The 11,121-nt window shown below is 72.3% G+C and carries 13 protein-coding genes; 10 read left to right on the top strand and 3 right to left on the bottom strand.

Annotated features, from left to right (window positions below; translation table 11 throughout):
* The 8 genes from VF139_11135 to VF139_11170 form a co-directional block, all read left to right on the top strand.
* Window positions 1-312, top strand: a 312-nt coding sequence (locus VF139_11135; protein HEX6851946.1) for a hypothetical protein, incomplete at its 5' end; no start/stop codon positions are given.
* Window positions 309-605: a MoaD/ThiS family protein gene (locus VF139_11140; GenBank protein HEX6851947.1), complete on the top strand. Its 297-nt coding sequence runs from the start codon at window positions 309-311 to the stop codon at window positions 603-605. The genes VF139_11135 and VF139_11140, both read left to right, overlap by 4 nt.
* 48 nt (window positions 606-653) lie before the next feature.
* The gene (locus tag VF139_11145) at window positions 654-1,268 is read left to right on the top strand and encodes a hypothetical protein (protein HEX6851948.1); all 615 of its coding nucleotides are present in this window, start codon (window positions 654-656) and stop codon (window positions 1,266-1,268) included.
* A complete protein-coding gene (locus tag VF139_11150; GenBank protein HEX6851949.1) occupies window positions 1,265-2,095 on the top strand; it encodes a site-2 protease family protein in 831 nt (276 codons plus the stop codon). Before VF139_11145 ends, VF139_11150 begins: the two co-directional genes overlap by 4 nt.
* The gene (locus VF139_11155; GenBank protein HEX6851950.1) at window positions 2,092-2,589 is read left to right on the top strand and encodes a GNAT family N-acetyltransferase; all 498 of its coding nucleotides are present in this window, start codon (window positions 2,092-2,094) and stop codon (window positions 2,587-2,589) included. The genes VF139_11150 and VF139_11155 overlap by 4 nt, the downstream gene beginning before the upstream one ends.
* Window positions 2,590-2,599: 10 nt before the next feature.
* Entirely contained in the window at window positions 2,600-3,187 is a 588-nt protein-coding gene (locus VF139_11160) for a DJ-1/PfpI family protein (protein HEX6851951.1), read from the top strand.
* 10 nt (window positions 3,188-3,197) lie between these two features.
* Window positions 3,198-4,514: a DUF2157 domain-containing protein gene (locus VF139_11165; GenBank protein HEX6851952.1), complete on the top strand. Its 1,317-nt coding sequence runs from the start codon at window positions 3,198-3,200 to the stop codon at window positions 4,512-4,514.
* Window positions 4,511-5,095, top strand: a complete 585-nt coding sequence (locus VF139_11170; GenBank protein HEX6851953.1) for a GDYXXLXY domain-containing protein — start codon at window positions 4,511-4,513, stop codon at window positions 5,093-5,095. The genes VF139_11165 and VF139_11170 overlap by 4 nt, the downstream gene beginning before the upstream one ends.
* Here VF139_11170 and VF139_11175 read toward each other — a convergent pair.
* The gene (locus tag VF139_11175) at window positions 5,040-5,552 is read right to left on the bottom strand and encodes a DUF1801 domain-containing protein (protein ID HEX6851954.1); all 513 of its coding nucleotides are present in this window, start codon (window positions 5,550-5,552) and stop codon (window positions 5,040-5,042) included. The genes VF139_11170 and VF139_11175 overlap by 56 nt on opposite strands.
* An 11-nt stretch (window positions 5,553-5,563) precedes the next feature.
* Entirely contained in the window at window positions 5,564-7,438 is a 1,875-nt protein-coding gene (locus tag VF139_11180; GenBank protein ID HEX6851955.1) for a sigma 54-interacting transcriptional regulator, read from the bottom strand.
* Between the two features lie 170 nt (window positions 7,439-7,608).
* On the opposite strand from VF139_11180, the gene VF139_11185 reads away from it, so the two are divergent.
* A complete protein-coding gene (locus VF139_11185) occupies window positions 7,609-7,893 on the top strand; it encodes a hypothetical protein (GenBank protein ID HEX6851956.1) in 285 nt (94 codons plus the stop codon).
* A complete protein-coding gene (locus tag VF139_11190) occupies window positions 7,871-8,506 on the top strand; it encodes a sigma-70 family RNA polymerase sigma factor (GenBank protein HEX6851957.1) in 636 nt (211 codons plus the stop codon). The genes VF139_11185 and VF139_11190 overlap by 23 nt, the downstream gene beginning before the upstream one ends.
* Here VF139_11190 and VF139_11195 read toward each other — a convergent pair.
* A complete protein-coding gene (locus VF139_11195) occupies window positions 8,439-11,048 on the bottom strand; it encodes a fused MFS/spermidine synthase (protein ID HEX6851958.1) in 2,610 nt (869 codons plus the stop codon). The genes VF139_11190 and VF139_11195 overlap by 68 nt on opposite strands.
* Between the last annotated feature and the right edge of the window lie 73 nt (window positions 11,049-11,121).

An 11,121-nucleotide genomic window follows, 5' to 3' on the forward strand; every position in this document is an offset into this window, starting at 1 on the left:
CCCGAGACGATCTACGTCGTCCCGATCAAGAGCGACTCGGAGCATTTCCCGCCCGAGGGGAAGCTGCGCGTCTACCGCAGCCGCACCGGCGGCAACGACTGGGAGCCGCTCACGAAGGGACTCCCCCAGCGCGACTGCTACGTCAACGTCCTGCGCGACGCGATGGCGACCGACACGCTCGACCCCTGCGGCGTCTACTTCGGGACGACCGGCGGCCAGGTCTACGCCTCCTCCGACGCGGGGGATTCCTGGGAGCCGATCGTGAGCCACCTGCCGGCCGTGCTGTCGGTCGAGGTGCAGACCCTCCCATGATCCGCATCGTGCTCCCCGCGCCGCTTCGCACCCTCGCGCGGATCGAGGGCGAGGTCCGGCTCTCGGTCGAAGGGGTCGTGACGCAGCGGACCGTGCTCGACGCCCTCGAGGCGGCGCACCCGGCGCTCCTCGGAACCACGCGCGATCCGTCCACGAAGAAGCGGCGCGCGTTCGTCCGGTTCTTCGCCTGCGGGCAGGACCTGTCCGACGTCTCCCCGGACGCCCCCCTCCCCGATCCGGTCGCCTCGGGGGCCGAGCCGTACCTCGTGGTCGGAGCGATCGCGGGAGGTTGACCCCCGCGGAGGTCCCCCCTACCATCGGCGAAACCAAAGGGGGACCCGATGGACTGCGCCACCCACGCCGGAGCTCCCGCGGTCGCGGCCTGCACCCGTTGCGAGCGTCCGATCTGCGACGCATGCCGCAAGCCGCTCGACGGTCGCCCGTACTGCGCGTCGTGCGTGCAGGAGTTGGAAGCGAGGCTCGCGGTCGCCGCACCCGCGGAGCCGAAGCCCGAAGCCCCGTCGCTCCAGCCGGAAGCGGGGCCGTCGCCCAAGGCGGTCGCCTACGCCGTCGCCGCGGGAATCCTCGGAGCGCTCGCCTGGTACGGGATCACGGAGGTGACGAGCCTGAAGGTCGGAATCGTCGCCATCGGCGTCGGATGGCTCGTGGGGCGGGCGGTGGTCCTCGGCGCCGGAGGCGGCGGGAAGGCGCTCGCTCTCGTCAGCCTCTTGATCGCCCTGATCGCCATGGCGCTCGGGGAATACCTGATCCTCAATCACGAGGTACGTGCGTTCCTCCTGGAGCGCGACGCCGGCGCGGATCCCGGCTGGTTCCTTTCCCCCGCGAAGCTGATGCCGATCTACGCCGACTCCTTCGGGATCCTCGATGCGGTCTTCTACGCCATCGGCGCGTGGGAGGCGTACCGCGGGCCCGCGAGACCGCAGGCGGGCCCTTGACCGACGACGCGGAGCATCTCGAGCGGCTCCGGCGCGAGCGCGAGGTCCGGGCCGCTCCCGCGCCGAGCCGCGCCCGCCGGGCGGGGCTCCTCGGTCTCGTCGCGATCGCGCTGGCGGTCCTCGGGAAGCTGAAGGGGGTGCTCGGGGCGCTGAAGTTCCTTTCGCTCGGCAAGGTGCTCACGACCGGCGGCACGATGGTGCTGTCGATCTGGGCCTACGCCTTCGCCTTCGGGCTTCCGTTCGCCGCCGGGTTCGTGCTTCTCATCTTCGTGCACGAGATGGGGCACGCCGTCTGGATCCGGCGTCACGGCCTGCGGGCGGGGGCCCCGGTGTTCATTCCCTTCGTCGGCGCGATGATCGCGCTGAAGGACCAGCCGCGCGACGCCGTCGTGGAGGCCGAGATCGCGATCGCCGGCCCGATCGCGGGAGGGCTCGCCGCCGCGGCCTGCTGGGGCCTCGGCTCGTGGACGGGGCGCCCGATCTTCCACGCGCTGGCCTACTCGGGTTTCTTCCTCAATCTCTTCAACTGCCTTCCGGTCTCTCCGCTCGACGGGGGGCGCGTCGCCGCGGCGATCTCGCGTTGGCTCTGGGTCGCGGGCCTCGCGGCGGCGGTGCCGCTCGCGTTGTGGTCGCTCCATCCGATCCTCATCGTCATCCTCGTGCTCGGCACGGTGCGCGCGATCAAGTCGTTCCGGGGCCCCGAACGGGAACAGGCCTACTACGCGATCCCGCCGCGGACCCGCTGGGCGATCGCGGGGGTGTATTTCTACGTCGTGGTCACCCTTGCCCTCGGGGCGGCGGTGCTGCATCGTGCTTCGACGGGATGAGCCCAGCCACGATCCGCCCGGCCCGAATCGAGGACGTCCCCGCGGCCTCCCGCCTCGCCGCGGCCCTCGTCCGCCAGCACCATGCCTTCGACCCCGATCGCTTCATGCTCGTGGAGCCGGTCGAGGAGGGGTACGCGCGGTTCCTGAGCACGCAGGTGGACCGCGAAGGGGTCGTGCTCCTCGTCGCCGAGCTCGACGGCACGGTCGTCGGGTACCTCCTCGGCGGGCTGGAGGGGCGCGACTGGATGCTGCTGCTCGACGATTGCGGGATGATCCACGACGTCTACGTGGACGCGTCGGCGCGCGGTCGAGGCATCGGCACGGCGATCGTCGAGGAGGCGGTCGCCCGGCTCGTCGCGATGGGGGTGCCCCGCGTCGTCCTCTCGACGGCGTGGCCGAACGAGGCGGCGCGGCGCCTGTTCGCGAAGCTCGGTTTCCGGGAGACGATGGTCGAAATGACGCGGGAGGCCGGTGGGTCCCACCACTCCGGCTAGGAGGTTCGCCATGGCCGCGAAGAAGATCCTCATGATCGTCGGCGACTTCGTCGAGGATTACGAGGCGATGGTCCCGTTCCAGATCCTCACGATGGTCGGCCACACCGTCGACACCGTCTGCCCGGGGAAGAAACCGGGGGACACGGTGAAAACCGCCGTCCACGACTTCCAGGGCGATCAGACCTACGTCGAGTACCCCGGCCACCGGTTCGCGATCCACGCGGACTTCGACGCCGTCGAGCCGGCGTCGTACGACGCGCTCGTGATCCCGGGGGGGCGCGCACCGGAGTACCTGCGGCTGAACCCGCGCGTCCTCGAGATCACCCGCCACTTCTTCGAGAAGGGGAAGCCGGTCGCGGCGATCTGTCACGGCCCGCAGATCCTCGCGGCGGCCGGGGTCCTGAAGGGGCGGCGCGCGATCGCCTATCCCGCGGTGGCCCCGGAGATCGTCGGCTGCGGCGGGTCGTTCGGCGAGGTCAACGCGACCGCGTCGAACGCGATGACGGACGGGAACCTGGTCACCGCCCCGGCGTGGCCCGCCCACCCGGCGTGGATGAAGCAGTTCCTGGCGCTGCTCGGCTCGACGGTGCAGGCCTGAGGCCGCGGGCTTGAACCGCAAGGCGCTCGCCTGGCTCTACGCGGAGCTGCCGATCCTCGTCCGCGACGGCGTCCTCTCCCCGGAAGGCGCCGAAGCGCTTCGCCGCCGGTACGGTCCGCTCGACGACCCGGGAGGCGGCCGCGTCCTGCGGATCGTGCTCGCCGCCTTCGGCGCGCTTCTGGTCGGGGGCGGCATCCTGCTGATCCTCGCGCACAACTGGGAGGACCTCTCCCGGCCCTTGCGGGCGGGGCTCGCGATCGGCCTCCTCCTCGCGGCGCAGGGGCTGGGGCTTCACACCTTCCTGCGGCGGCGCGACCAACCCGCGTGGGTGGAGGTCTCGGGCGCGTTCTGGCTGACGTCGGTCGGCGCGTGCATCGCGCTCGTCAGCCAGACCTACCACCTCGAGAGCGATCTCGAGTCCTTCTACCGGGTCTGGATGTGGCTCGTCCTCCCGGTGCCGTACCTCCTGGGGTCGCGCGTCGCGGCGATCGGCTTCTTCGCGCTCGTCGTCGCGCGGTCCTTCGAGTGGCACGGGTGGCGATCGGACCTCCCCGTCGACCTTTGGCTCTCGGCGATGCTCGGGTTGCCGTTCGCCTGGAACGAGGTCCGGCGTCGCGGATCCGAGTGGGCGACCGCGCTGGTCGTGCTCGCCGCGGCGGCGGCGCTTGCCGTCGTCGGGCTGACCGTCTCCTTCGAGGACCGCTGGAAGGCGATGACGATCCTCTTCTCCACGGCGCTGTTCGCCGCGCTCTACGGGATCGCGAGCGTCCCGGGAGCCCCGCCGGGGCCGTGGCGCGGCCGCCTGCGCGGCCCCGCGTGGCTCGCCCTGATCGTGACGGGGCTCGTCCTCTCGTTCGACGGGTCGCCGTGGTCGCCCATCGAGCCGCTCCCGCGGGGAGCCGACGGGGTCGGCCCCGGCTCGTGGCTGACCGGCGTCGCCGCCGTCGCGTGGCTTGCGGTCGCGAGCCTCGCCGCGCTCCGGCTCCTGCGCGATCGGCTCCCGGCCGACGGCGCCTGGGCCTGCGGGGGTCTCGTGGGCGCTTCGGGCGTGACGCTCGCCCTCGCCGGACACGACGTCGCCGCGGCGGCGCTCGTCAACGTGTGGCTTCTCGCCGCGGGCTCCCTCGCGTTGCGCTCGGGGCTGCGCCGCGGATCGCTGGGCGAGGCGAACCGGGGCCTGTTCGCGCTGGCCGCCCTCGCCGCGGTCCGCTTCTTCGACACCGACCTGGGCTTTCTCGTGCGCGGGGTCGGGTTCGTCGTCCTCGGACTGGCCTTCCTCGGTACCAACCTCTGGCTGCTGCGCCGGGGGAGGGAGGGGCGCTCGTGAAGCACCCGTGGCTTCCGGCGGCGGTCGTGCTCTGCGCGCTGCAGGCGGCCGTCCCCGCCGGCTCGATCGTCCGTTACGAGAAGACCCTCCGCGACGGAAAGCCGATCAAGCTCCGCGTGGAGCCGGTCGACCCCGCCGACGCCTTCCGCGGGCGGTTCGTCGCGATCCTGCCCACGCTGATCGCGCCGACGGACTCGATCCCGGGGGCGACGGGAATCGAGGCGTGGCGGTGGCGCGGCTGGGCGATCCTCGAGCCGGACGCCGACGGGTTCGCCCGGGTCGTCCGGGTGACCGACGTGAGGCCCGAAGGAGCCGACGCGCTGCGCGTCCGCTACGGCGGCCCGGCGTGGGACCGCGTCGACGGCGAGGAGCCTCGCCTGATCGGGGAGCGCCTGGTCAGCGAGCTCGACCGCTACTACATGAACGAGCGCCGGGCCCCCGCGGCCGAAGCCGCCTACCGCGAGCACGCCTCGCGCGCGAAGAACGACGCCTGGATCGCCGTGCGACTGCGCGACGGCGTCGGCGTCATCGAGGGGCTTTACGTCGACGGGCGGCCGATCGAGGAGGCGGCGCGGCCTTGACCGCCGGCCTCTTGACGACCGACTCGTAGTAGGCGATGAACTCCTTCGCCGAAACGCGCCGGAACATCTCGCCGACGACGTCGAGCGGAACGTCGTCGAGCGACTTGAACCGGATGCAGCATTTCCCCAGGTCGAGCTTCTTGCCGGCCGCGGCCCAGCGCTCGCGCAGCCAACGCTCTTCCTCGGGCTTCCCGTACACGGACATCACGTAGAGCGACATGTGCTGCTTCTGGGAGGCGAGACCGGCGAACGGAAGCGGTTGCTTCGGGTCGCAGTGATAGCCGGCCGGGTAGACGCGGTGGGGAACGGCGTACCCGATCATCCCGTACTGCATCCCCTCCTCGATGGGCTCGTCCATGTTGGCGAGGATCACCTTCCGGACCGCCTCGATCGCCTTGCGACGGTCGGGGGGAAGCGCGTCGAGGTACGCGCGAACCGTCCTGGCCTTGCTCTGCATCGTCGCTCTCCTCAGCCCGGCCGCGAGAGTCCGAGCTTCTTGATCCGGCTGCGCAGCGTGTTCGGGTGCATGTCGAGGACCCGCGCGGCGCCGCGCTCCCCCTCGATGACCCAGTTCGTCCTGGCGAGCGCGTCGAGGATCTGCCGTCGCTCGGAGGCCTTGAGCCCCGTCGACGGCTCGGGCTCGGCGGCCGCCGGGGCGGGCAGCAGCTCGACGGGGATGTCGAGGACGTCTCCCGACGCGAGGATCACCGCGCGCTCCAGGACGTTCTCGAGCTCGCGGACGTTCCCGGGCCAGAGGTAGGCGGACAGGCGGGCGACCGCCCCTTCGGGAATCGATCGGATGCGTTTCCCCACCCTGGCCCCGAACCGGTCCACGATGAAACGCGTGAGCAGCGGAATGTCGGACTTGCGCTCCCGCAGCGGCGGGAGGTGCAGCGGGAACACCGCGATCCGGTAGTAGAGGTCCTGGCGGAAGCGCCCCTCGGCCACCGCCCGCTGCAGGTCGCGGTTCGTCGCCGAGATGACGCGCACGTCCGCCCGGATCGTGACGTTTCCGCCGACGCGCTCGAACTCCTTCTCCTGCAGGACGCGGAGCAGCTTCACCTGTACGTCCGGCGGGATCTCCCCGACCTCGTCGAGGAAGATCGTGCCGCCGTGCGCGAGCTCGAACCGGCCGATCCGGCGGGCGATCGCGCCGCTGAACGCCCCGCGCTCGTGACCGAACAGCTCGCTCTCCACGAGGCCGGTGGGGAGCGCGGCGCAGTTGACCTTGATGAGGGGCTTCTCGCGGCGGGGGCTGCGCGAGTGGACCGCGCGGGCGATCAGCTCCTTGCCGGTCCCGGTCTCGCCGGTGATGAGCACCGCGGCGTCCGTCGGCGCGACGCGGCCCACCGCGTCGAGGACGCGCAGCAGCGCGGGGGAGCTCCCGACGATCTCCTCGTAGTTGTGGACCGTCTGGATCTCCTCGCGGAGGTAGAGGTTCTGCTCCTCGAGGCGGGCCTTCTCGCGCGCCATCCGAACCTGGTCGGTGATGTCCACGATCATGGTGCGCGTGTGTTTTCCGTCGGGCTCGGGGCGCGACCACCAGCGAACCCAGACCGGGCGGCCGTCGTCCTTCCGGCGCAGCTCGAGCTCGACCCAGGAGAACTCGGCGCCTCGCGTCTTCATCGCCGCGAGCGCCTGCTCGACGCGCCGGACGTTCTCCGGGTCGGGCGCGAGGAGGTCCTTGCCGTAGGTCTGCGTCACCTCCTCCGGGCGGATCCCGAGAAGGCGGCACGCCGCGCGGTTCGCGCGGACGAAACGCGACTCGAGGTCCTCGTAGATGTAGGCGATCGGCGCTTCCTCGAAGAGATCGCGGTAGCTGCGTTCCCGCGCGAGGAGCTCCTGGTCCGCCCGCATCCGCTCCAGCTCCGCCGCGGCCCGCGCCGCAAAGATCCGGAACACGTCGACTCGGCGGGGCTCGTCGGGCATCTCCCGTTCGTCGAAGATCGCGAGGTGCCCGAGCGTCGTGCCGTTCGCGTCCCGCAGCGGCACGCCGAGATAACTCTCGATGCCCAGCTCGACGAGGGGGCGATCGTCGGGGAAGTTGACCTGCACGCCTCTCGGGTGGTGGCAGAGTCGACCCGCCACCACCTCTTCGCACGGAGTGCCGGCGAGCTCCCACTCCACGGCGGCCTCGAGGCGATCGCGGAACCAGAAGGCGAGGGTGCGCGCCCGCGACGGGGGAACGAACTCCGCGACGAAGGCGTAACGGGCGCCGGTCGCGATCGCGAGCTGGCGCGCCAGGCTCTCCAGGAACGCCGCGCCGGTGCCGGACGCCGTACCGGCCACCAGCGCCCGCAACACCTCGACGTCGTCGGGAACGGACGAGAACCCCTCGGACATGACCCACCGCCTTCCGCGTACGGCGATCGGCGGAGTCTAGCAGCGTGCGGCCCCACGACGGCTCGTGGGGAACCACGAACTTTCGTGGGGAAACCGCCCTGATTTGTAGGTTTTGCAGCCTTGGATCCGGGCAGCGGTCTTGCTTTGGGGGCAGACCAGGAGGAGCGCACGTGTTACGGATCACCGCCGCTCGGGACGCGGGCGTCGACTCGAGGCTGATCCTCGAGGGGCGGGTCGCCGGGGCGTGGGTGGGCGAGCTCGCCCGGGCCTGCGAGGCCGCACGCGTTCGCGGCCGCGGCCTCGTCCTCGACATGGCGGGCGTGGGGTTCGTCGATCCCGAGGGGGTGGAGCGGATCCGGCGACTCGTCGCCGAGGGCGTCGTGCTCCGGGACTGCTCCCCGTTCGTGCGCGCGTTATTGGAGGGTGCCTGCGATGACCGAGCTTCAGGGCGCTAGGTCTGCGACGTGGACGGGGAGCCGGGGCGCGGCTCCCCCGACGGACGCGGAGATCGTGGAGCGGATCCGGGGCGGCGACGCCGACGCATTCGCGGTTCTGGTGCGCCGTCACGGGGGCCGGATGCTCGCCGTGACGCGCCGGTTCCTGCGCGACGAGGACGCCGCGCGGGACGCGGTGCAGGAGGCGTTCCTTTCGGCCTACCGGTCGATCGGGGAGTTCCGCGGCGAGGCCCAGCTCTCCACGTGGCTGCATCGCGTCGCCGTCCATGCCGCGCTGATGCGGCTGCGCAGCGCGCGGCGACGGCCCGAGGAAAGCCTCGAGGCGCTCCTCCCGGAGTTCGACGAGACGGGACATCACGCGCGTCCCGTCGCGGAATGGCGCACGGAGGCGACGGCGGCGCTTTCGCGCGAGGAGGAGCGCGAGCGCGTGCGGCGGGCGGTGGACCGCCTGCCCACGACCTACCGGACCGTGCTGATGCTGCGCGACATCGAGGAGCGGGACACCGAGGAGACCGCACGCCTGCTCGGCACGACGACGACGGCGGTCAAGGTCCGGCTGCATCGGGCGCGCCAGGCGCTGCGGACGCTGCTCGAGCCGACGATGACGGCGTGAGAAGCGCGCAGTTCCTCGCGTGGGAGGCCCATGCGCCGCCGCCGCGGTCCGACTTCCGGAGCGTCTCGATCTGCCGCGGATCGCACCCGAAGCGGTAGAGGAAGAACCCCGTTCCGCGGGAGGCGCGGGCCGCCTCGCGCGCGGCTTCGAGATCCTCTTCGACCTCGGAGCGGACGTAACGCTCGAGCGCGTACCGCTCGGCGGCCACGCGTGCGGCGAGCTCCGGATCGGCGTCGAGGCCGCGCACCCAGCGGTAGTCTCCCGCGGCCGGCTCGAGGAGCGTCGCGATGTCGGGGTCTTTCATGTTGGGGCCGAGACGGCGGAAGAACTCCATGCGCGGCCGCTCGTCGGTGACGCGATCGGCGTCGCCGCACCAAGCCTCGATCCCCGCCCGGTCGAGGAGATAGGTCCCGAGCAGCGCCTCGGGGGTCTCGAGATAGGCCGCCTCGAGGTTGGCGCGCGTGCGCGGCGACGCATACGCGGCGCGAAGCCGCTCGAGGGGAAGCTCGATCGGCCGATCCGAGCCGATCAACACGGCGTCGCGGATCGACGGGAGCCAGAGCTGCACGTGGGGAAAGGCGTCCAGGAACGTGCGGGCCGCCATGCGCGCCGACGCGAGGCTCTGCGCGTGGAGCGGAAGCCACTGCGCGACGACCCCTCCCGGCTCGAGGCGCCGGCGACAGGCCCGATAGAAGTCCAGCGAATAGAGCTGCGCCGAGCCCGCGACGATCGGCGGCGGCGGCTCGAGGGTGACGAGACCGTAGGTCCTCGCCGTCGTCTCGAGGAAGTGCCGTCCGTCGGCGCGAACGAGGCGCACGCGGGGATCCGCATACGCCCGGCCGTTCTCCGCGTCGAACAGCGGCAGCGACGCGAGCACCCCCTCGCTGAGATCCACGGCGTCCACGGCGGCGACGCCGTCGTGGGAAAGCAGCGCGCCCAGGGTGATCCCCGTCCCCACGCACACCACGAGCGCGCGGTCGGGGTGCGGGGCGAGCAACGCCGGGAGGTGCCCCTCCGCCGCCATGTACCGCCAGACCGGCTTGACGGTGGCGGTCATCGCGATCCCGTTGACGATCACGCTCTTGGCGTCGGGATCGCGGAACCCGTAGGACTTCCGCACGACGGCCACCGTGTCGGTCGCCCCTTCGCGGTAGGCGAGCACCTCCCCGATCGCCTCGCGCCCGCGACTCGCCCGCAGGAACCCCTCGAGGAACGCGTCGCGGGGCGCACCCACGGCGGCGGCGACCGCGACCGCGATCCCGCAGGCCGCCGCGCGTGCGGCGGCGCGGACGGGAACCGCGAAGACGAGCAACACCCCGGCGAGCGCGTTGATCCCGGCGAGCACCGCGAGGGCGCGCGGAGCGCCGAGAGCCGGGAGCAGGACGAGCCCGGCGACGAGCGCGCCGGCGATCGCGCCGACGGTGTTCGCCGCGTAGACGGCGCCGACCTCCCGTCCCACCCGCTCCCCCGACGTCGCGAAGACCCGCGCGGCGAGCGGGAGCGCCATCCCGGACAGGATCGTGGGAGGCACGACGATCGGCACGGCGCGCAGCGCCGCGGCGGCGAGGAATCCGCCGAAGCTCCCCGCCTCCTCCGGCGGCGAGAGCCACGCGGGCATCCAGAACAGGCTCGAGGCCACCCACGCGCCCATCCCCAGCTCGAGGGCGACCAGCACGAGGATCGGCTCGCGCACACGCGAGGCGAACCGCCAGACGGCGAGCGATCCGATCACGAGCCCGATCAGGAACAACCCGAGCATCACACTGAACGAGTAGGCGTAGGAACGCAGGCACAGGGCGAGCAGCCTGGTCCAGACGACCTCGTACCCGAGCACGGCGGCCCCTCCGAGCGCGGTCGCGACGAGGCACGCCCGGCGCGCCCGCGTCCCCCAGGCGCGCGTCCGCTCGTTCCGGACGCCCCGCGGCGCGGCGGGAGGCTCCGCCTTCGAGCGATCCAACGCGATCGCGGCGAGCCCCGCGCATGCGGCGCCCGTCGCCGCGACGAGGCCGGCGGCCGAGACCCCGAGGAACTCGAAGAGAACGAGCCCGCCGAGCAGCGCCCCCACGGCGGCGCCGAGGGTGTTCAGGCCGTAGAGCAGGCCCAGTGCGCCGGCGATTCCCCCCGGATCGCGCACGACGTGGCGCGCGAGCGCGGGGAGCGTTCCTCCCATCAGGAGGGTCGGGACCAGCAGGAGCGCGAACGCCAGCGCGAACGTCGCGACGTCGCCCGCCGTACCTCCGTGGAGCGCCCGGGCCGGCGCGAGCAGGATCTCCCGCCCGTGGGACAAGGCGAGCACGAGCGCGGCGCTCGCCGCCGCGACGCCGAGCTCGAGGAGCCCGTACAGGCGCAGCGGCCGCGCGACGCGGTCGGATCGAGGTCCGAACACGAAGGCGCCGAGGGCGAGCCCCGCCATGAATGCAGCGAGCACGAGGGAGGTGGCGGCGACGGCGCTCCCCGCGAGCCAGGTCATCTGGCGCAGGAAGACCGCCTGGAGCACGAGGGCCGCCGCACCCGAAAGGAAGAACAGGAGCGGGACGAGCACGGTCACGAATTATAGTGGCGCTCCCCCGGCAAGGGACCGCAGTGAGACACACAATCCGACTCCTGATTCTTGC

The organism is Candidatus Polarisedimenticolaceae bacterium (genome assembly GCA_036376135.1).
GTDB lineage: Bacteria > Acidobacteriota > Polarisedimenticolia > Polarisedimenticolales > DASRJG01 > DASVAW01.